Raw genomic sequence first — 21,850 nt, 5'->3', positions numbered from 1 at the left:
CGATGGTCGTATTGGCAGCAGTTTTGAGAATAATGAAGGCTTCCCATGAGTGAAGATGCACAAGACGTCGTATTGATCGTCGAGGACGACCCTTCGATCCTGATGGTCCTTTCGGCGTACCTCTCCAGCGAAGGATATCGGGTACTGCAAGCGGGAAACAGCGAGGAAGCGTTCGAGATCCTGGCGAGCAAGCCCAACCTGGACCTGATGGTCACCGACTTCCGTTTACCCGGAGGCATTTCCGGTGTGGGCATCGCCGAGCCCGCGGTCAAGCTGCGGCCGGACCTCAAGGTGATCTTCATCAGTGGCTACCCGGCGGAAATCCGCGAGTCGAACAGTCCTATCGCCCGCAGTGCACCGATTCTGGCCAAGCCGTTCGACCTGGATACCCTGCAGGATCAGATTCGCAAGCTGTTGGCCTGAAGCGTTTCAAACGCAGATCATCTCGCGAACCTTGGCCGTCAGCAGGTCGAACGTGAAGGGCTTGGTGATCAGTTGCATGCCTGGCTCGAGGAAATCGCCGCGCACCGCCGCGCGTTCGGCATAGCCGGTGATGAACAGGATCTTCAGCTCCGGCCGCAGTTGTCGGCCGATCTCCGCCAGTTGACGCCCGTTCATGCCTGGCAGTCCGACGTCGCTGATCAGCAGGTCGATCCGCTGGCTCGAGTCGAGGATCGGTATCGCCCCATTGGCGTCGCCAGCCTCGAGGAAGCGGTAACCCAACTCTGCGAGGACTTCGCTGACCAGCAGCCGTACCGCCGGGTCATCCTCGACGATCAATACCGTTTCACCGTCTTCGACACTGGGCGCGCGGCCTGAGCGGGCATGCTCGTTCCGGGCCATCGGCGCGCCTTGGTAGCGTGGCAGGTAAAGATTGACCGTGGTGCCCTGGCCGACGGTGCTGTCGAGGACGACATGGCCACGGGACTGTTTGCTGAACCCGTAGATCATCGACAGGCCCAGGCCAGTTCCCAGGCCGATCGGCTTGGTAGTGAAAAACGGATCGAATACCCGGTTGATGATGCCTTGCGGCACGCCGCTACCGGTGTCGCGAACCTGCAGCACGACATAATCGCCTGGCTCCAGGTTGTCCTGGGACTCGGTGAACGCCCGGTCCAGTGATTGATTGAAGCTCCCGACCCGCAGGTTACCGCCGTCCGGCATGGCATCGCGGGCATTGAACACGAGGTTGAGCAGGGCGCTTTCCAACTGCTTGGGATCGGTTTCGGCGATCCACAGATCTTCACCCAGGGCCAGTTCCAGGTGAATGCTTTCATTGAGGTTATGCCGCAGCAGCTCGCCCATGGCGGTCACCAGGGCGTTCATGTCGACCGGCTTGGCGTCCAGCGACTGGCGCCGGGAAAAAGCCAGCAAGCGGTGAGTCAGCCCGGCGGCGCGGTTGGCCGAGGTCATACCGAGCTCAATCAGGCTGTCCAGCTCCTCGAACCGGCCCCGGGCCAGTCGTCGCTTGAGCAACTCCAGGCTGCCGATGATGCCGGTCAGCATATTGTTGAAGTCATGGGCGATGCCGCCGGTGAGCTGGCCGACGGCTTCCATTTTCTGCGCCTGGCGCAAGGCTTCCTGGTTGTGCAGCAGTTGCGCGGTACGTTCTTGGACCCGCGTTTCCAGGGTCTCCAGGGTGTTCTTGAGGCGCGCCTCGCTCTGGTTCAAATCGATCAAGCGATCGCGTGCCTCATACTGGTGTCGGCGACCGCGAATGGCGGCGGCGGCGAGGCTGATCAAGGTGGCCGGGTGGAACGGCCGCTCAAGAAAGGTCACATTGCCCAGCAGGTCGGTGAGCCGGGAGGATAATGGCTGTTCCAGCGCGCCGTGGTGGGTCAGCAGCACAATGGGCAGGTCCGACCAGGCCGGTTGCTGCTGCAAGTAGTGTTGCAAGGACTCTAGATTCACCTCGCTGAGGGCCTCGGCGGCGATGATGGCCAGGCCCGCGCCTTGCTCCAGCTTGGCGCGCAGTGAGCTCAGGTTCCGGGCGATGACCCTGGGAATGCCAGCCTCGAGAAGAATTTGTCGGGTAATCTGGCAGTCGTGACTCAACGGCGCGAAGATAATCGCCCGTTCGAAAACCCTCTCCGGCGCACTCACAAATCTTCTTCCTTGAGCAACGGCAGGCAATGTGGTCACGTCCATGCCTCTTGTGATGTTGGGGCGCATGCTCCCCGAGCCCACTACGCCCGGGGAGGGGCAGTGCCGGTGGGAGGCGGGTGCTGTTCTGTACTGGACCTTCGGCATTTATGGCAGTTCAAAATTTTAGCCTGTGGCACAAAATCCCCACTACAGCCCCTGTTGCAACGCCGGGTCATCGGGGTTCTGTTGCTCCAACTGGGCGAGCAGGATCTGCACGTTCTGCAACTGTCCGGTTTCCTTCCAGTAGTTGATCAGCAGCACCCGGGCCTTGCGGTTCGACGGTTGGCGCTGGACAACTTCCTCCAACTGCCGCTGGGCCGCCTCGACCTGCTGCAAGTCATGCAGGGTGGTGGCGAGCTTGTAACGGTAATCGGCGTTCTCCGGTTGCAGCTCCACCGCCTTGGCCAGCCCCAGCAAGGCGTACTCGGTCTGGCCGTGGTGCAGCAGCCAGACGCCCAGGGCATGTTGCAGGTAGGCCGATTGCGGCTGCGCCTGCAGTTGCTTGGCCAGCAGCTGCCGGGCCTGGTCCGACTGGCCACGCTTGTCCAGCAGTTCGACCTGGGCCACCAGGGCCTTGAGGTTGTCCGGTTCCAGACGCGAGACATGCTCCAGCGCGGCTTGTGCCTTGTCCAACTGGCCTTCGTGCAGATACAGGCGGGCCAACTGAAACTGGGCCTCGGCGCTTTCCGGTTGGGCGACCAGGGTCCGCTCGTACTCGTCCACCACCTGTTGCAGAGGGCCGTAATACAAGCCCTGGTCGTCCGGTGACAGGCCAAGCATGGCGTTGGCGGCAGCGAAGCGCACGGATTGCTCGTGGTCTTCCAGAACCGGGCCGAGCAACAGGCTGCGCTGGGCGCCGGGGACCAGGCCGACAACACTCTGGATCGCGGCTTCGCGGACCAACGGCGAGGGATTGCGCAAGTCCGCATCGGCCAGTTTCAGGGCCTGCGGGCTGGGGTAGTTGGGCAACTCCACATGCAGGGCGACCCGGCGGATATCCGACAGGTCGGTTCGGGTCAGTTGCTGGTAGAGCACCCGTGCCGCTCCGGGTAGGCCATTGCGCGCCTGTTTGAGCGCCTGGCCGTAATTGATGTGCGGGGCCTGGGGGCTGGGGAGCTTGCCGGGCAGCCAGTGCCAGACAAGGCCGAGGGCAAGCAATAGCAACAGGCTGATCAGCAGGTAGCGGTGAGGCTTGGTCATGCAGGGTCCGTGAGCTGGCGAGCGTTTCCTGGATGCACCAGCTTCGGTCAGCCACGCCCAGGAGTCAAACCCGTGCCTCAAGTCGGTACACTGCCGGCTGGTTTCAACACCGACGAAAAAAAGCCCCGCGACCAATTGGCGGCGGGGCTGAAAAAGGGTCGGAGGGCATCCAACCCCGGGAGGTCTTGAATCAGTTGCTACTGGCCAGCGTCTGCGGCTCGTAGCCGCCACCCAGTGACTTATAGATCGCCACGATGCCGCGATACAAATCGGTTTCGGCCTGAGCCTGGCTGTCCTCGGCGGCCAGGCGTTCGCGCTGGGCGTCGAGCAGCACCAGGAAGTCGGCGGTGCCTTCGCGGTAGCGTATCGCAGCCAGGTCGGCGGCGGCGCGGCTCGATTCGCTCTGGCGAATCAGCGAGATCAGGCGCTGCTGACGCTTGCCGTAATCGCTGAAGGCGTTTTGCGATTCTTCCAGGGCCAGCAACACTTGCTGCTCGTAGCTGGCCAGCGCGCCCTCGGCCTCGGCGTTGGCACCGCGCAGGCGAGCCTTGACGCTGCCGAGGTTGAACGCCGGCCAGGTGATGCTCGGGCCCAGGGCCCAGGCATTGGCGGCGGACGAGCCAATCTGCGAACCACGCCCGGCGGTGAAACCGAGGAAGCCACTGAGGCTGACCCGGGGGAACAGGTCGGCCTTGGCCACGCCGATCCGCGCGGTGGCGGCGGCCAGCTTGCGTTCTGCGCTGACGATATCCGGACGGCGCTGCAGCAGGTCGCCCGGATTGCCAATGGCCAGGGCCTTGGAAATTGCCGGCAGGTCCTTCGGTCCCAGGTCCACCGACAGCGTATCCGGACGCTCGCCCAGCAACGTCGCGATACGATTGCGCTCGCGGGCCTGCTCGGCCTGCAGTTGCGGCACCGTGGCCTCGACCGCCGCCAGGCGCGCATCGGCCCGGACCACGTCGAGCTGATCGCCGACTCCGGCGTCACGCAGGCTTTCGGTGATGCCCTTGGATTCCTGCTGGTTCTTCAGGTTGGCCAGGGCGATCTTTTCCCGCAGTTGTGCGCCACGCAGTTGGCCGTAGGCATCCACCAGTTCGGCAATCATGGTGACTTGCAGCTGGTAGAGGTCGGCTTCGGCCACTTGCTGGTCGGCATCGGCCGCTTCCAGATTGCGCCGGATCCGGCCGAACAGGTCGACTTCCCAGGCCATGTCCAGCCCCAGGTCATAGCGTTCGCTGTTGACCCGCTGCTCGGTGGTGCCCGGCACCTGGCCCTTGCCCACGTTGGCGCTGGCGCGGCTGGTGATGGTCGGCATGGCGTCGTCGCTGACATCGTCACGGATCGCCCGCGAGGCTTTCAGGCGGGCGAAGGCCACGCGCAATTCCCGGTTGCCGGCCAGTGACTGGGACACCAGCTGGTTCAGGGTCGGATCATCGAACTGCTGCCACCAGATTCCCTGGAAGTGCGCGCGGTCATAGTTTTTCTGAACGGCGCTGCCATCGGCGGCAGTGATGTTCGCCTTCTCGGTGGCCGGAGTCTTGTAGTCCGGGCCGACGGCGCAGGCGCTCAGCGCCAGGACCAGCAAGCTCGGCAGAAAAGCCTTCAGACTGCTACTACTCATTGTTGCGCCTCCAACTTGAGGGCCCGGGCGGCCTTGCGAGCGTCACTGCGCTCGACAAAGCGGCGAATCAATACATAGAACACCGGCGTCAGCAGCAGACCGAAGAAGGTCACCCCGAGCATCCCGGAGAACACCGCGACCCCCATGGCATGGCGCATCTCGGCACCGGCACCGCTGGAGAACACCAGGGGCACCACGCCCATGATGAAGGCGAAGGAGGTCATCAGGATCGGCCGCAGACGCAGGCGGCAGGCTTCCAGCACCGCGCTCAGCGGATCGAGGCCTTCTTGCTGCTTATCCTTGGCGAACTCGACGATCAGGATCGCGTTCTTGCACGCCAGGCCCACCAGCACGATCAAGCCGATCTGGGTGAAGATGTTGTTGTCGCCACCGGAGGCAATCACCCCGGTAATGGCCGACAGCAGGGTCATCGGCACGATCAGGATCACTGCCAGCGGCAGGCTCCAGCTTTCGTATTGGGCGGCCAGGACCAGGAACGCCAGCAGTACGCAGAGCGGGAACACGAACAGTGCGGTGTTGCCCGAGAGGATCTGCTGGTAGGTCAGGTCGGTCCACTCGTAGGTCATGCCGTTGGGCAGTTCATCCTTGAGCAGTTTCTCGATGGCTGCCTGGGCCTGGCCGGAGCTGTAGCCCGGTGCGGCGGCGCCATTGATTTCCGCGGTAATGAAGCCGTTGTAGTGCATGACGCGGTCCGGCCCCGAGGTGTCGCTGGTTTTGATGAAGGTCGCCAGCGGGATCATCTCGCCCTTGCTGTTACGCACTTTCAGCTGGCCGATCTGCTCGGACTCGAGGCGGAACTGCTGTTCGGCCTGGACGTTGACCTGATAGGTGCGACCGAAGCGGTTGAAGTCATTGGCATACAGCGAACCCAGGTAGATCTGCAGGGTGTCGAAGATGTCGCTGACGGCGACGCCGTGGGTCTTGGCCTTTTCCCGGTCGATGGCGGCATCGACCTGTGGCACGTTGACCGTATAGCTGGTGAACAACCCGGCCAGCTCCGGCACGCTGCGGCTCTTGCCGATGATGTTCATGGTCTCCTTGTACAGTTCGTCGTAACCGAGGTTGCCACGGTCTTCGATCTGCAGGCGGAAGCCACCGATGGTGCCCAGGCCTTGTACCGGTGGTGGCGGGAAGATCGCCATGTAGGCTTCCTGGATTCCGGCGAACTTGCCGTTCAGGGCGCCGGCGATGGCCCCGGCCGACTGGCTTGGGTCCTTGCGCTGGTCGAAAGGCTTCAGGGTCACGAAGACGATACCGGCGTTCGGGCTGTTGGTGAAACCATTGATCGACAGGCCGGGGAAGGCCACCGCGCTTTCCACGCCTGGCTGTTTCAGGGCCAGGTCGGACATGCGCTTGATCACGTCTTCCGTGCGGTCCAGGCTCGCCGCATCCGGCAACTGGGCGAAGGCCACCAGGTATTGCTTGTCCTGGGCCGGAACGAATCCGGTCGGGGTACTGGCGAAACCAAACCAGGTCAGGACCATCAGGCCGGCATACAACACCACGGCGATGCCACTGGCGCGGATCACCCGGGTCACGGTGCCGACATAACCATGGCTGGCGCGGTCGAAGAAACGGTTGAATGGACGGAACAGCCAGCTGCCCAGCAGTTTGTCGAGGACCTTGGAGAAACGATCCTTCGGCGCGTCGTGGCTCTTGAGCAGTACCGCCGCCAATGCCGGGGACAGCGTCAGCGAGTTGAACGCCGAGATCACGGTGGAGATGGCGATGGTCAGGGCGAACTGCTTGTAGAACTGCCCGGTCAGGCCAGAGATGAACGCAGCCGGGATAAACACCGCACACAGCACCAGGGCCGTGGCGATGATGGGACCGGTTACTTCACGCATGGCGCGCTTGGTCGCTTCCACCGGGTTGAGGCCCAGACCGATGTTCCGTTCGACGTTCTCCACCACCACGATGGCATCGTCGACCACGATACCGATGGCCAGGACCAGGCCGAACAGCGACAGGGCGTTGAGCGAGAAACCGAACAGGTGCATGACCGCGAAGGTACCGATCAGCGACACCGGTACGGCCACCAGCGGGATGATCGAGGCGCGCCAGGTCTGCAGGAACAGGATCACCACCAGCACCACGAGGATCAGCGCCTCGAACAGGGTGTGGACCACCGCTTCGATGGAGCCGCGAACGAAGATCGTCGGGTCGTAGACGATGCTGAAGTCCATGCCTTCGGGGAAGTCCTTCTTCAGCTCGACCATCTTGGCGCGGACTTCATTGGAGATCTCGATGGCGTTGGAGCCCGGACGCTGGAAGATCGGGATCGCCACCGCCGGCTGATTGTCCAGCAGCGAGCGCAGGGCATATTGGCTGGAGCCGAGTTCGACCCGGGCGATATCTTTCAGACGGGTGATTTCACCGTCGTCGCCGGCGCGAATGACGATATTCTCGAACTCTTCCTCGGAAACCAGGCGGCCCTGGGCATTGACCGACAGCTGGAAACTAGTGGCGTTGGGGGCGGGCGGGGCGCCCAACTGACCGGCCGCGACCTGACGGTTCTGCTCGCGAATGGCGTTGACCACATCGGTGGCGGTCAGGTTGCGCGAAGCGGTCTTGTTCGGGTCGAGCCAGACCCGCAGGGAGTAATCGCCCATGCCGAACAGTTGCACGTCACCCACGCCGCCGAGGCGCGCCAACTCGTCCTTGATATTGAGCAAGGCGTAGTTGGACAGGTAGAGCATGTCGTAGCGTTTGTCCGGCGAGGTCAAGTGCACGACCATGGTCAGGTCGGGCGAGGCCTTGTCGACGGTGATCCCGATCCGGGTCACTTCCACCGGCAGTTTTGGCTGGGTGCGGGTCACGCGGTTCTGCACCTGGACCTGGGCGTTATCCAGGTTGGTGCCGAGGGCGAAGGTGATGGTCAGGGTCAGCTTGCCGTCGGCGGTGGATTGCGAGGACATGTAGAGCATGTTCTCGACACCGGTAATCGCCTGCTCCAACGGGGCGGCCACGGTTTCACCGATGACCTTGGGGTTGGCGCCGGGGAAGTTGGCGCGCACGACCACGGTCGGCGGCACCACTTCCGGGTATTCGCTGATGGGCAACTGGAACAGCGAGATAGCGCCGGCGATCAGGATCAGCAGCGAAAGCACCGCCGCGAAGATCGGTCTTGATATGAAGAACTGGGAAAAATTCATCGTGTGTATCCCTTAACCGCGTGGAGTCGCTGCGGCCAGCTTGGTGGCCTGGGCCGGCGCACTCTTGACGGGCGTGACCTGGGGCAGGTTGCTGGCTTCCAGGGCTTGTTTTTGCAGGGCCAGGGCCGCGAGGGTTTCCTTGGAAGCCATCGGGATGACCTCAGGTTCCACCGGCGAGCCTGGGCGAACGCGTTGCAGGCCCTTGACGATGATCGTGTCATCCTTGCTCAGGCCATTGCGCACGATGCGCAAACCTTCGATCTTCGGACCCAGTTCGACCGCGCGGTAAACGGTTTTCTTGTCGGCGTCCATGACCAGCACGAACTTCTTGCCAAGGTCGGTACCGACCGCTTCGTCGTTGATCAGCACGGCGGCGTAAGTGCCGCTGCCGACCAGCTTCAGGCGCGCATACAGGCCCGGGGTGAAGGCGCCGTCGCTGTTGTCGAATACGGCGCGCCCACGAATGGTGCCGGTCTTGGGATTGACCTGGTTGTCGACGAAGTTCATCTGGCCCAGGTGCGGGTTGCCGGTTTCGTTGGACAGCCCGAGGTAGACCGGGGTGCTCTGACCACGCTTGCCCTGGCGCGCCAGTTGGCTGTACTTGAGGTAGACCCGCTCATCGGCATCGAAGTAGGCGTAGACCTTGTCGGTGGAGACCACGCTGGTCAGCGCCGTGACATCGGCACTGACAATGTTGCCGGCGGTGATTTCGGCACGGCTGACCCGGCCGCTGATCGGGGCGGTGACGCGGGTGAAGCTCAGGTTCAGTTTCGCCAGGTCCAACTGCGCCTGGGTGGCGTCGACCGCGGCCTTGGCTTCCTGAGCGGAGCTGCTGCGGGTGTCGGCCAGTTCGGCGGAGATCGCGTTGCTGGTCAACAGGCGCTTGCCGCGTTCGGCTTCGTTGGCGCTACGGCTGGCGCTGGCCCGGGCTTGTTGCAATTGCGCTTCGAGACGATGGACTTCAGCCTGGTAGGGGCGTGGGTCGATCTGGAACAACAGGTCGCCTTTCTTCACCAGTGCGCCTTCGGTGAAGGCCACTGAATCGATCTGGCCAGAGACGCGCGGACGGATCTCGACGGTTTCCGGGGCTTCGAGACGACCAGTGAACTCGTCCCATTCATTGACCGGTTGTTCGATGACCTTGGCCACGCTGACCTTGGCTGCCGGCATCGCACCACCTGCCGCCACGGGCGCTTTACCACAAGCGCTCATCACCACGACTGCCAGGGCAGCCAAAGGAAAGCGCAAAAGTTTAAGTGACTGTTCCATGGGGGGAGTCCGCCAATCTATTGAGATGAGCGGATCATGCTGTGGGCGGTGATCGCACACGAATCGAATGAAGCGAAGGTAACTATCATTCGGAATGATATCAAGCCGCCCCCAGCTCTCCAGTATACGCCTTTCGTTAGGGGGCTATCTATTCTTGAAATGACAAATCGCCGTTGTCTGGAATGCCGGCGCTGAATCCGGCAAGGTTTCAATGGCGTGTGCGTGACGTGCCAAGGCTGTGCCGTCGGCGTTGAACAGGTGCAGGTTGTCGATATCCAGCCGCAGCTCGACACGATCGCCTGATTGCCATCCGGCGTTGACCTCGCAACGACAGATCAGTGGTTCGTCCTGGCCGGTGTCGAGGTGTACATAAGTTTCGCTGCCCAGGTACTCGACCCCGGTCACGATGACGCCGGCGCTACCCTCTGCCGCCTTGAGCGACACGTGTTCAGGGCGAATCCCCAGGCTCAGCGGGGTGTCCGCAGCCAGGTTCGAACTGTCGAAGGGCAGGGCCGTCATACCCAATACGGGAGTGTCCAACAAGCTGCTTTTGCCTGGGGCGTGCAGGCGCGCCGCCAGGAAGTTCATCCTGGGCGCCCCCAGAAAACCGGCGACAAAGCGGCTGGCCGGATGCTCATAGAGTTCGCGTGGCGAGCCGATCTGCTCTATGCGACCGCCATTGAGCACGACAATTTTGTCGGCCAGGGTCATCGCTTCAACCTGGTCGTGGGTGACGTAGATCATCGTCGAGCCCAGTCGATCGTGCAGCCGGGCGATTTCATTGCGCATCTGCACCCGCAGGGAGGCATCGAGGTTGGACAGCGGCTCATCGAATAACAGAATATCCGGTTCCCGCGCCATGGCCCGGCCCATGGCTACACGCTGACGCTGGCCTCCGGAGAGCTCCTTTGGCTTGCGTTGCAGCAGTTTGTCCAGTTGCAGGATTTGCGCCGTTTTCAACACGCGTTCGCGCAGACCACGCTTTTCAAGCTTGGCCAGTTTGAGGCCAAAACCGATGTTGTCGTAGACACTCATATGCGGATAAAGCGCATAAGACTGAAACACCATGCCGACGCCTCGTTCGCATGGCTCCAGGTCGTTGACCCGACGGCCATCGATCAACAGGTCACCGCCGCAGATCGAGTCCAGTCCGGCGATCAGTCGCAGCAGGGTCGACTTTCCACAGCCCGAAGGGCCGACGAAAACCACGAACTGCCCCGCGGCGATCTCCAGGCTGATGTCGCGCAGAATCCGCATGCCGCCCAATTGTTTGTTCACGTTGTCCAGCTTCAACTTGATCACGATGCTGTTCCTTGTATTTATTGGGCATCAACCCTTTAACGCGCCGGTAGTGAGACCGGAAACGATTCGGCGCTGGAAGATCAGCACCAGAATCACCAGTGGGACGGTGACCAACACCGATGCGGCCATCAACAATCCCCAGGGCAACTCATGCGGGCTCCCGCCGGAAATCAAGGCGATGGCGACCGGCACCGTGCGTTGCGGGTCGGTCAGGGTGAAGGTCAGGGCAAAAAGGAACTCATTCCAGGCGGCGATGAAGGCCAGCAGGCCAGTGGTGACCAGCGCGGGCCAGAGCAGCGGCAACAGCACTCGGGTAAGCGTGACCCAGGGCGAAGCGCCATCCATGATTGCCGCTTCTTCCAACTCATGGGGCAGTTGCCCCATGAAGGTGGTCAGTACCCAGACGGTGAAGGGCAAGGTGAAAATGGTGTAGCTCAGAATCAGCGCCGAGGATGTGTTGTATAGGCCCAGGGCGCGGATGACTTCGAACAGTCCCGACAGCACGGCGACCTGGGGAAACATGGATACGCCGAGGACCAACAGCAAGACGGTGCCGCGGCCGCGGAACTTTACCCGGCCCAAGGCATAGGCGGCGGTGAGGCCGAGGAACAGCGCCAGGGCCACCACACAGATCGCCACGAACAGCGAGTTGGCGATCGCCCGCAGGAACGAGGCTTGCTGGAGTACCGCCGCATAGTTGGAGAAGTCGGGGCGAGCAAGCCAATAGCTCACCTCGAACAAGGCACTGGAGGGTTTGAGCGACGTGACTATGGCGTAATAGAAAGGGAAGACCGCGTACAGCAGCAGTATCCCGATCAGGCACCAGAATCCGATGCGCAACAGTGCTTTTTTGAATTGTCGCGGGGTCATGAGCGGACCTCCAGTTGCTGGCGTCCGAGATAGAGGTAAAGCACCGCGATCACCGCCACGACCAGAAACAGCAGCGTCGAGGCCGCGCTGCCGTAGCCAACGTCCTGGAACTCCACCAACTGCTGGCGGGCATACACGGACATGCTCATGGTGCTCGAAGCGTTCGAGGTCAGCACATAGATAACGTCGAATACCCGCAGGGAATCGAGGATGCGGAAGATCGCCGCCACCAGCAGCGCGGGCATCAGCAGCGGAAGCGTGACATGCCAGAATACTTTCAGCGGGTGAATGCCATCGACCCGGGCGGCTTCGTAGCAATCACCCGGCAACATCTGCAAGGCCGCAAGCATCAGCAGTGTGACAAAGGGGATGGTCTTCCAGACGTCGACAATGATGACCGCCCACATCGACAGATCGGCATCTGCCGTCCAGGCCAGGGGTGAATCGATCAGGCCGAGGCTTAACATCAGGTGATTGATGATGCCGAACTGGTCGTTGAGCATCCATGACCAGATCTTCGCCGAGACAATCGTCGGAATCGCCCAAGGAATCAGAATCAAGGCGCGTACCAGGGAGCGTCCGCTGAACCTGGTGTTCAATAGCAACGCCACCGACAGCCCCAGTACGATTTCCAATCCCACCGAAATAACCGTGAAATGCAAGGTGTTGCGTACCGCGTTCCACCACTGTGGATCGACCAGGATGCCTGACCAGTGGGTGCCGTTGTAGAACAGATAATTGCTCAGGCCGACGAAGGTGCCGCCACGACTGTTCGACAGGTCGGCGTCGGTCAGGCTGAACCAGAATGTGCGCAGCAGCGGCCAGGCCGCCACCAGGGCCAGACAGATCAGCATCGGTGTCAGGAATAGCCAGGCGGCGCGCACGCGGCGGCGCTGTACGGGCGTTTCCCTGACCGGGAGGTTCTCATCGCGAGGAGCATGAATAGCAGAGACAGACATGGCGATTTCCTTCCTTGTGGCTTACCAGTTCCGGCGTTTGATACGCGTGAGTTCGCTTTCCAGCTCGGCCAATGCCTGATCGACCGGCAGTTCGCCCGCCAGCACGCCATGTACCCGGTCAAAGAACGCATTGGAGACTCGTGGATAGCGTTCGGCGGTTATCGATGCGGGGCGCATGACCCCATCGTTGAGAATGCCCTGGAGCTGGCTGTAATAAGGCATTGCCTTGAGCAGTTCGGGATCTTGATAGAGCGATTCGATAACCGGGTTATAGCCGCCTGCCAGGGCGCGATGTTTTTGCTGCCGAGCACTGGTCAGATAGGTCACCAGTTGCGCGGCCAGCTTTGGGTTGGCGCTGTAACGTGACACCGCCAGGCCCCAGCCGCCAAGGGTCGAGGCGTGCGTGCCGGCGGTGCCGCCTTTGGGCAGGGGCGCGACCCCGACCTTGTCTTTGACGGCACTGTCCTGGTTTTGCACCAGGGCCCAGACATAAGGCCAGTTACGCATGAACAGCGCATTTCCCGATTGAAATACGCCACGTCCTTCTTCCTCGGTGTAATTGAGTACGCCGCGCGGGGAGATATCTCCAACCCAGCTTTTCGCCAAGGTCAAAGCAGTCCTTGAGGCCTGGCGGTTGATCAGGATCTCTCCTTGTGGATCGACCAGCCCGCCCTCCGGTTGGCTGCTGATCCATTCCAGGGCATTACATGTCAGGCCCTCATAGGCGCGCCCTTGGAACAGGTAGCCCCACATATTGGGGTTTCCGGCGTTGCGCTCGGCCTGTTGAACCTCCCTGGCGGTAGAGGTCATTTCTTCCCAGGTCTGGGGAACCGGCTTGTTGTACTTGTCGAGCAAGTCCTTGCGGTAGTACAGCAGCCCGGAGTCGGTGAACCAAGGCATCGTCACCAGTCGCCCATTCACCGTGGCGTTATCCACCTGTGACTGGAAGTAGCCTTGGGTGGCGTCGGCTGCAAGCACCTCCCGCAGGTCCATCAAATGATTGGCCAGCATCCCCGGCCACACCATATCGATTTGGATAATGTCGATGTCGGCGGACTGCGCGCTGAGGATCTGTTGGTAAAAAGACAGCCTCTCGGTCGCCGAGTTAGGCGTGGATACCACCTCGACGTTATGGCCGGTCTGTTTCGACCACGCCTCGACAGCCTCCTTGCAGAGTTGTAATTCCGCGCCCACCGCACCGCACGAGATCGTCAAGTCGGCCGCGCTCGAGAGGGATGGAAGCGCAGCGCAGAAGGTGAGCAGAGCTGCGGGAAGGAGAGTTTTCAGCTGTTTCATAGAGCCCTCTTTATTTTTGTTTTTATAAAAGTTAACGTTACCATCGCCAATGTAGCAGCGTATTTGAGATCTGACATCCTTTTTCCTGCGATCCGGACAATTCCCAAATTCACGGAAAAAAGGATGGCCATTCGTGCAAAACCATAAAAACAAGACAGGACATCCAAATGCAGAAAGCATCAAGCTGGCTACTCGCAGGCGTGCTCGGCACGTCGGCGGCCATCACCCAGGCCGATACTCTGGAAGAGCGCATGAGTGCGTTTGAAGCCCGTGCAAGCGCCGCGGAAAAGCGCGCGGCGGCAGCCGAGCGGCAAACCCAGGAGCTCGCGAGGGAATTGCAGCAGATCAGACTCGCCAATCCCGCCTTGCAGCCCGCTTCGCCCACCGTGACGGCCCTTCCGGCGCCGACTACTTTGGATGCCCGAGTGGAAAAACTCGAAGCCCGCCAGCAGAGCATGGAAAAGCAGGGCGGTACTGAACATCTCACCGATGGATTCAGCTTCAAAGGCTACGCCCGTTCCGGATTGCTGATTGGCGATGGGCTGGGTGGCGGTCGTGGCGGGCCCTATACCACCCCGGCCGGTTCTGTGGGGGGGGCCGTTGGGCGACTCGGTAATGAAGACGACACCTACATGCGGATGGACCTGTCGAAGGAGATCCATGCGCAAAACGGTACCCGTTCCAAGTTCACGGTCTCCATCGCCGACGGTGTGGAGAGTGCCAATGACTGGACGGCCAGCGAAAGCAAGTTGAACGTGCGCCAGGTATTCGCGGAACTCGACCATCTCGCCGCGTTCAAGGGCAACTCAGTGTTCGAGAACGCCACCCTGTGGGCAGGCAAGCGATTTGACCGAGATAACTTCGACATCCACTGGCTGGACTCGGACGTCGTCTTTCTGGCGGGCACCGGAGGGGGGATCTACGATGTGCAGATGAACAGGAATTGGCGCTCGAACTATTCCTTGATCGGGCGGAGTTACGGGGATTTCAGCCAGGCCGGTGTTGATGCAAAGGTGCAAAGCTATATCCTGACCTCCAACCAGTTCTTCGATGATGGTCAGTGGCAGTGGATGTTCAACGCCATCGGCGCAAAAAATAACGATTTTGCTACCCGTACCAATGCGGCGGGGTTGGCGCCAGCGGATTCCGGCATGCACAGCATGTTGGCCAATCACCAGAAAAACTTTTTCGGCAGGGAAGGCTTCTTCAAAACGGCGCTGCTCTATGGGCAAGGTCTGGGGGCGGAGGTCAAGAATATTGGTTCGGATGGCGAACTGATCAGCGATGCCCGTACTCTGCGCCTGGCGCTTTTTGGCGAGACCCCCGTTGCGCCGGGCTGGCGCATCGGCCCCAGCTTGCTGGCCGAACAAAGCAGGAATAGATACGTCAAGGGTGACGACTATCGCTGGCTGACCCTGAACATGCGTTTGGCCAACGAAATCAACAGCAATTTCGAGATGGCCTACGAACTGAGCTGGCAAACCATGAATCTCGATCCCAAGGCCTATCTGCAACGTAATGCGGTCAACGGTAACTTCTGGAAATTTACTGTCGCGCCGACCTTCAAGCCCGATGTTGGAGACCTGCTCACACGTCCTGAGTTGCGAGTATTTGCAAGCTATATGAACTGGTCCGCGGACCTGGACAGATACAGTACCTCGGACGCCTTTGGCAAAACCGATTTCGGCGCCGGGGGAGTATGGCAATACGGCATACAGATGGAAACCTGGTTCTAATGTCTGTTTTATCGGCGACAAACTCCGTGTCATAACCGATACGGATGTTTGCTGGTCGTGCCATTGATTCAAATCAAGGTGATTGAGCGGGTATTGTGCTGGGCGCTTACTGTCAATAAAATTTGAAAACGAAACCCTCCCGGCTCATGCATATAGTGAGTAAGATGATCCCGCGCACAGGGGGATAAAAACAAGCCACTTCATCGCGCGCCAACTTCACTAACGCACATTGAAGGCTTGAAGGACTATGCTAGAAAATCTTCCCCTGCGGATGAAGCTGATGTTGATTCTGCTACTGCCATTATTGGGTTTCCTGACACTTGCCGGGGTCTTTGTCGTCGATAACTATAAAACCCTCCGGGATATGGACACGACCGTGAGCGCCAGCGCCACCGCGCAGAAATTGAGCCGGCTTATTACCACGCTGCAGCGTGAGCGTGGTATCAGTGGCGTGTTCCTGGGCAGTCGCGGTGCTGCAATGGGTGACCGTCTGGCCCAGATGCGCAAGGACTCCAATACTTCGATCGAGGCGGTGCGTGGATTGCCCGTATCATCCACCGACGATCTTGATGGTGTCCTGCGCGCACTCGATGGTTTGCCGGAAATTCGTGCCCAGGTCGACAAACTGGTCATCAGCAGTGCTGATTCCGGCATGCGTTATACTGCGATTATTCAACTATTGATGGGTTATACGCATTCACTCGAAGCGCGCGTCAATAATGCAACTATTGCTTATACACTCGGCGCGCTCAACCAGTTCATTGAAATGAAAGAGCGCGCCGGCCGCGAGCGCGTGTTACTCGGCCTGGTGTTCAGCCAGGACCATTTCGATGAGACGCTACTTTCGAGTTTCAGCCGTAATCTTGGGGAGTTTTCCGCTTATTCCGACGCGTTCCGTCGCAAGGCTCCGGCGACTTCCCTGCAGCAGTTCGACAAGAATATGCAAACCTCCGCGGCGGTCGAAGTGGGCCGCTTGCAGCGCCTGGCGTTTGAAGTGCCCCTGGGCCAGCCGCTCGGTATCAAGCCCCAGGCATGGTTCGACACCGCCACGCAACGCATTGACCTGATGAGCGAAGTCGAAGAGGCGCTGGGGCAAAGTGTCAGCCTTCTCGCCAGCCACAGACGCGATGACGCGAGCCGGGCCCTGTGGCTGACCATTGGCGGTGCGATTGTGGCCTTGCTGGCGGTATCGGTGCTTTCATACCTGATCATTCGTAATATCAACGAGGCGGTCGGGGAGGTGAATCGCGTGCTGTGCAGCCTTGCGCAGCGGGATCTCACCGCTAGAGCGAGCTATGAAAGCAAGGATGAATTTGGCCAGATCGCGCGTAACCTGAACAGCATGGCGCAAGAAATCAAGGATATCGTGCAGGACATCGGCAATGCCACGGCCCAGGTGGCCACGGCGGCCGAAGAGTCCTCTCTGGTTACGCTCCAGACCAGCCAGAGCGTCGAGCAACAGCGCCAGGAGACCGAACTGGTCGCCACCGCGATCAACGAAATGAGCGCCACCGTTCGCGAAGTGGCCCGCAGCACCAGCGACGCGGCGCAACTGTCGCAACAGGTCAATACCAGCACGGAGCAAGGGCGCGGCGAAATCGAAGGGACCATCGAATTGATTCGCCAGTTGTCGGAACAGGCTGAGCAGACGGCATCGATCATCGGTGATCTCAAGTATGAAAGTGATGCGATTTCCTCTGTACTCGATGTCATTCGTGGCATCGCCGACCAAACCAACCTGCTGGCCCTGAATGCGGCCATCGAGGCCGCGCGGGCGGGGGATCATGGCCGTGGGTTCGCGGTGGTCGCTTCCGAAGTGCGCACGCTGGCGCAGAAAACCCAGGAGTCCACGGGCAATATCCAACAAATGATCGTCAATCTGCAGGCCGGCTCGGACCGCGCCAGCGCGTCGATGCAGGAGACCCTCGACAAGGCTCAGGCCGGCGCGGACAAGGTCGAGCGGGCCGGCGAAATGCTCGTGCGGATCGCCGAGGGGGTCGCCAGTATCAGTGACCGAAATATCCAGATCGCCTCTGCCGCCGAGGAGCAGAGCGCGGTTTCCGAGGATATCAATCGCAACGTGCACGAGATCAACGACCTGGTCATCCAGGTCAGCGCCGGTGCCGAGCAGACGGCTATCACCAGCCAGGAACTGTCGCGATTGGCCGAGCACCAGCAGCAGTTGGTCAGTCGCTTCAAGGTGGCCTAGGGTAGGGCCTCACTGCCTTCAGCCCGCGCATCCGGAGGACTTTGCCCCGCGCGAATGGCGGGGCTGGTCGGTATGCCAGCCTCGTTTGCCCGGCGTGTCCTTACCTGGCTAGGCGGCTTCCAGTTCAGTCAGCAGGTCCCGATCAATGACCAGCTCACTCGCCGCCAGGTTCTCCCTGAGATGCTCGACGGACGAGGTTCCTGGAATCAACAGGATGTTCGGCGCTCGCTGTAGCAGCCACGCCAGTGCAACATGCATCGGTAACGCGTCCAGCCGTTTTGCGACGTCTGATAGGGTTTGCGATTGAAGTGGCGTGAATCCGCCCATCGGGAAAAACGGTACATACGCGATGCCCTGCCTGCCCAGGTCAGCGATGAGTGACTCATCCTGCCGATGCGACAGGTTGTAATGATTCTGCACGCAGACTATCCGGGCGATCTTTTGAGCCTGCCTGACCTGCGTCTGGGTGACATTACTCAAGCCCAGATGGCGGATCAGGCCCTGCTGCTGCAGTTCGGCAAGCACGCTGATTTGCTCTTCAATGGAGCCTTCCGTAGGCGACTGCACATCTCCCATTGCGCGAAAATTCACTACTTCCAGAACGTCCAACTGAAGATTGCGCAGATTGTCATGCACTGCCTGGGTCAATTCGGCGGGGCTTTGCGCTGGATTCCAGGAAGCGTCGTGACCGCGTGCGGCCCCCACCTTGGTCACAATCACCAGGTCACTGGGGTAAGGATGAAGCGCTTCGCGGATCAGTCGGTTGGTGACGTGGGGACCGTAGAAGTCCGCGGTATCAATGTGGTTCACCCCCGCGGCCAGCGCTTCGCGTAGTACCGCGATGGCCGCCCCGGGATCCTTGGGCGGGCCGAAGACCCCGGGGCCGGCCAACTGCATCGCGCCATAGCCCATGCGGTTGACGGAGCGGGTGCCCAGTAAAAAACTGCCTGCTTGAGTGATATTGCTCATATCTTGCGCCTCGGTAGATAGCGGGTGATGGCCCACTATAGGCATTGACCGTCTTACTGATAATCATGCGTAATCTGTACGGGCTGTACGGTGGAGCGAACAATGACGGCGGACATGCAAGACTTGCTGGCCTTTATGGCCGTGGTGAAAGCCGGTGGTTTTCGAGAAGGAGGGCGGGTGAGCGGCAAGTCGGCTTCAAGCCTCAGCGACGCGGTTCGGCGCATGGAAGCCCGGCTGGGTGTGCGCTTGCTCAATCGCACGACCCGCAGTGTCGTACCGACAGAGGCGGGTAGACGCCTGATGGAGCGCATCGTGCCGGCACTCGATGAAGTGGCGGCGGCGCTTGATGTGGTCAACGATTTTCGCGACAGGCCGTCGGGCACACTCAAGCTCAACGTACCCGTCAGCGCCGCGCGCCTGGTGCTACCGTCCATTATCACGCCCTTCCTGCAGAGCTATCCCGACATCACCCTGGAAGTGGTCATTGAGGAAAGTTTTGTCGACATGCTCGCGGCGGGTTGCGACGCGGGGATCCGTTATGAGGAGCGTCTTGAGCAGGACATGATTGCGATTCCCATCGGTCCGCGATTTCAACGTTTCGCGACGGCGGCGTCGCCGACCTATCTGGACGCCAGAGGTCGACCCGAGCATCCGCGAGACCTGCTTGAACATGCCTGCTTGCGGGGCAAGTTCCCCAGTGGGGCGATGCCGCTTTGGGTTTACGAACGTAACGGCGAAACGGTTAGCGTCGACCCGACGGGTCCATTGGTGGTCAATGTGGGGGGCGCGGTGGAATTGGCGGTGCAGGCGGCAGTGGATGGTCTGGGCGTTGTCTACCTGTTCGAGGATTGGTTGCGACCTTACCTGGACAGTGGCGCCCTGGAGCCCGTGCTTGAGTCATGGTGGCAGGGTTTTACCGGCCCCTTTCTCTACTATTCCGGGCGTCACTACCTACCCTCGCCACTGAGAGCATTTGTGGATTTCATAAAGGAAAACTGAAACGTTGATACTCGATCTGAACGATATTGCATTGTTTGTGCAGGTAGTGCGCAGCGGCAGCTTTGCCGAAGCGGCCCGGCGACTGGGCATGCCGCCCAATACGGTCAGTCGACGCGTTCAACAGCTTGAGGAGCAGTTGGCTACGCGACTTCTGCAGCGCTCAACCCGCAAGCTGACACTGACGAGTGCTGGACGCAGCTTTCACGAGCGTTGTGCCGCTGCGGTGGATGGTCTGATCGGTGCCGGGCAGGAACTGATGACGGGCAGCGCGGAGCCCAGTGGCTTGGTGCGCGTTGCGGCCATGGCTGACTTCTTCGATTTTTTCCCTATGGAGTGGGTAGCCGACTTTCTTGCTGAGTACCCGCGAGTACAACTTGATTTTGTGCTCAGTGATGCTCATGCCGACTTGATTGCCGACCGGATCGATGTCGCCTTTCGTGGAGGTCCAGTACCGGACTCGGGTTATGTCGGGCGGCAACTGCTCGACGCCGGCGCAGAGGGCCTGGTCGCCAGTCCGGCCTACATTGCTGCTCACGGTGCGCCTGATTCTCTACGGGATTTACTCAATCACAACTGCGTGAGCTTTGGCCATCCCAGCCGCCTCACCACTTGGCGTCTTGTCGGGCCAGACGGTGTCGAGGAAGAAGTACAGGTCGCCAGTCGGTTCAATGCGAACACCGCCCAGGCTCTGCGCAAGGCCACGGTGGCCGGTCTGGGCATTGCACTGCTGCCGTCGGCGTTAAGCAGGCACGACCTCAAGACAGGCCTGTTAGTGCCCGTGCTGCCAACGTACCACCGTGCGGGTCATGGCTTGCATGTGCTTTATCCGAGCCGACGGCATTTGCCGCTGGCGGTCTCGGCGTTTATCGACCTGGTGATGGAGAAGCTGAGGCTGGAGGCCTTTCCGGCTGAGCCACCTTCTCGGTAGCTTTGATGGTCTTTACCACGCGGCAAGGGGAGGCGAGCACCGCGAGCAGTTGTGTTCGCCTCCATCACGATCAATCAGCACCTCACCCCGCTGCGTGCGCGCTTAAAGTCGGGTAATCCGTATACCCCTGGTCTTCACCCTGGTAGAAGGTGGCGGGAACCGGCGTGTTGAGTGGCGCATTGAGGCGCACGCGTTCAACCAGATCCGGATTGGCGAGAAACGGCGTGCCAAACGCCACCAGATCAGCCTCGCCAGCACTCAAGGCTACCGCCGCCCGTTGCGCATCGTAGCCGCCATTGGCGATGTAAGTGCCAGCGAAACTGCGCTTGAATCCAGTGAAATCGAACGCTTCGTCTCCCAGTTGCACGCCATGCAGATAAGCCAATCCATAGCGACTGAGCATCTTGGCCGCGTAGTTGAAGGTCGCCTGCGGATCGCTGTCGCTCATGGAGAAATAGCTGAAGATGGGCGAAAGGCGAACGCCCACGCGGCTGGCACCGAAAACCTCGATGACCGACTCGACCACCTCTTTGAGAAAGCGAGCGCGATTCTCTACGGAGCCGCCATAGGCATCGGTCCGGGTATTGGTGCCGTCGCGCAAGAACTGGTCGATCAAGTACCCGTTCGCGCCATGGATCTCCACGCCGTCGAAGCCGGCCAGCTTGGCGTTTTCGGCGGCCAGGCGGAAATCGTTGATTACGCCCGGGATCTCATCGAGGTTCAGTGCCCGTGGGGTTTCGTAGGGTTTTAGCCCTTCGGGCGTGTAGATTTCGCCATCGGCCTTGATCGCGGACGGCGCGACCGGCAGGGCGCCAGCGGGCTGCACCAGTGGATGTGAAAGCCGCCCTACATGCCAGAGCTGCAGGAAGATACGCCCACCCTCGGCGTGTACTACTTCGGTGACCTGTTTCCAGCCGGCGACTTGCGCGGCGGTAAAGATCCCTGGCGTTCTCATGTAGCCCTTGCCCTGCGCCGAAATCTGCGAGCCTTCGGTAATGATCAGGCCGGCACTGGCGCGTTGCCGATAATATTCGGCGACAAGGGGGGTTGCGACGTCGCCTTCGCCCGCGCGGCTGCGGGTCATCGGTGCCATGATCATGCGGTTTTTCAAGGGCAGGGCGCCGATTTGAGCGGGGGACAGCAGACGATCGATATCGATGGTGATCATGAT

General features: G+C 60.7%; 16 protein-coding genes. 5 read left to right on the top strand and 11 right to left on the bottom strand.

The window, feature by feature from the left end:
* Positions 1–45 precede the first annotated feature (45 nt).
* On the top strand, positions 46–423 hold the full coding sequence (locus PFEN_RS16955; RefSeq protein WP_191487975.1) for a response regulator: 378 nt from the start codon (positions 46–48) through the stop codon (positions 421–423).
* Positions 424–429: 6 nt separating this feature from the next.
* On the opposite strand, the gene PFEN_RS16950 is transcribed toward PFEN_RS16955, so the two are convergent.
* From PFEN_RS16950 to PFEN_RS16910, 9 genes are all read right to left on the bottom strand, one after another.
* A complete protein-coding gene (locus PFEN_RS16950; RefSeq protein ID WP_224770988.1) occupies positions 430–2,103 on the bottom strand; it encodes a response regulator in 1,674 nt (557 codons plus the stop codon).
* Between the two features lie 189 nt (positions 2,104–2,292).
* The gene (locus PFEN_RS16945) at positions 2,293–3,345 is read right to left on the bottom strand and encodes a tetratricopeptide repeat protein (RefSeq protein WP_191487974.1); all 1,053 of its coding nucleotides are present in this window, start codon (positions 3,343–3,345) and stop codon (positions 2,293–2,295) included.
* Positions 3,346–3,535: 190 nt separating this feature from the next.
* Positions 3,536–4,966 carry an efflux transporter outer membrane subunit gene (locus PFEN_RS16940; RefSeq protein ID WP_191487973.1) on the bottom strand — a complete coding sequence of 477 codons (1,431 nt, stop codon included), beginning with the start codon at positions 4,964–4,966 and terminating at the stop codon, positions 3,536–3,538.
* Positions 4,963–8,142, bottom strand: coding sequence for an efflux RND transporter permease subunit (locus PFEN_RS16935; protein ID WP_191487972.1), 3,180 nt, complete (start codon positions 8,140–8,142; stop codon positions 4,963–4,965). The genes PFEN_RS16940 and PFEN_RS16935 overlap by 4 nt, the downstream gene beginning before the upstream one ends.
* Before the next feature lie 12 nt (positions 8,143–8,154).
* On the bottom strand, positions 8,155–9,411 hold the full coding sequence (gene mexE, locus PFEN_RS16930) for a multidrug efflux RND transporter periplasmic adaptor subunit MexE (protein ID WP_191487971.1): 1,257 nt from the start codon (positions 9,409–9,411) through the stop codon (positions 8,155–8,157).
* 144 nt (positions 9,412–9,555) lie between these two features.
* Positions 9,556–10,713: an ABC transporter ATP-binding protein gene (locus PFEN_RS16925; protein ID WP_191487970.1), complete on the bottom strand. Its 1,158-nt coding sequence runs from the start codon at positions 10,711–10,713 to the stop codon at positions 9,556–9,558.
* Positions 10,714–10,740: 27 nt separating this feature from the next.
* A complete protein-coding gene (locus tag PFEN_RS16920; protein WP_191487969.1) occupies positions 10,741–11,583 on the bottom strand; it encodes a carbohydrate ABC transporter permease in 843 nt (280 codons plus the stop codon).
* Positions 11,580–12,542 carry a carbohydrate ABC transporter permease gene (locus PFEN_RS16915; RefSeq protein ID WP_191487968.1) on the bottom strand — a complete coding sequence of 321 codons (963 nt, stop codon included), beginning with the start codon at positions 12,540–12,542 and terminating at the stop codon, positions 11,580–11,582. Before PFEN_RS16915 ends, PFEN_RS16920 begins: the two co-directional genes overlap by 4 nt.
* Positions 12,543–12,563: 21 nt before the next feature.
* On the bottom strand, positions 12,564–13,838 hold the full coding sequence (locus tag PFEN_RS16910; RefSeq protein ID WP_191487967.1) for an ABC transporter substrate-binding protein: 1,275 nt from the start codon (positions 13,836–13,838) through the stop codon (positions 12,564–12,566).
* Positions 13,839–14,005: 167 nt separating this feature from the next.
* On the opposite strand from PFEN_RS16910, the gene PFEN_RS16905 reads away from it, so the two are divergent.
* Together PFEN_RS16905 and PFEN_RS16900 are read left to right on the top strand one after the other, a co-directional pair.
* Positions 14,006–15,574 carry a carbohydrate porin gene (locus PFEN_RS16905; RefSeq protein ID WP_191487966.1) on the top strand — a complete coding sequence of 523 codons (1,569 nt, stop codon included), beginning with the start codon at positions 14,006–14,008 and terminating at the stop codon, positions 15,572–15,574.
* Between the two features lie 280 nt (positions 15,575–15,854).
* The gene (locus PFEN_RS16900; RefSeq protein ID WP_412071448.1) at positions 15,855–17,783 is read left to right on the top strand and encodes a methyl-accepting chemotaxis protein; all 1,929 of its coding nucleotides are present in this window, start codon (positions 15,855–15,857) and stop codon (positions 17,781–17,783) included.
* A gap of 108 nt (positions 17,784–17,891) precedes the next feature.
* Here PFEN_RS16900 and PFEN_RS16895 read toward each other — a convergent pair whose 3' ends face one another.
* Complete coding sequence (locus PFEN_RS16895) at positions 17,892–18,752, bottom strand: aldo/keto reductase family oxidoreductase (protein ID WP_191487964.1); 861 nt, start codon at positions 18,750–18,752, stop codon at positions 17,892–17,894.
* A 102-nt stretch (positions 18,753–18,854) separates the two neighbouring features.
* On the opposite strand from PFEN_RS16895, the gene PFEN_RS16890 reads away from it, so the two are divergent.
* Together PFEN_RS16890 and PFEN_RS16885 are read left to right on the top strand one after the other, a co-directional pair.
* Positions 18,855–19,751: a LysR family transcriptional regulator gene (locus PFEN_RS16890; protein WP_191487963.1), complete on the top strand. Its 897-nt coding sequence runs from the start codon at positions 18,855–18,857 to the stop codon at positions 19,749–19,751.
* A 4-nt stretch (positions 19,752–19,755) separates the two neighbouring features.
* A complete protein-coding gene (locus tag PFEN_RS16885) occupies positions 19,756–20,679 on the top strand; it encodes a LysR family transcriptional regulator (RefSeq protein ID WP_191487962.1) in 924 nt (307 codons plus the stop codon).
* An 82-nt stretch (positions 20,680–20,761) separates the two neighbouring features.
* On the opposite strand, the gene PFEN_RS16880 is transcribed toward PFEN_RS16885, so the two are convergent.
* Positions 20,762–21,847, bottom strand: coding sequence for an alkene reductase (locus PFEN_RS16880; protein WP_191487961.1), 1,086 nt, complete (start codon positions 21,845–21,847; stop codon positions 20,762–20,764).
* Positions 21,848–21,850: the final 3 nt, after the last annotated feature.

Origin of the sequence: Pseudomonas sp. FEN (assembly GCF_904067045.1) — a bacterium.
In the GTDB taxonomy this organism is placed as follows: domain Bacteria; phylum Pseudomonadota; class Gammaproteobacteria; order Pseudomonadales; family Pseudomonadaceae; genus Aquipseudomonas.
This window is presented reverse-complemented; position numbering and strand designations above follow the sequence as displayed.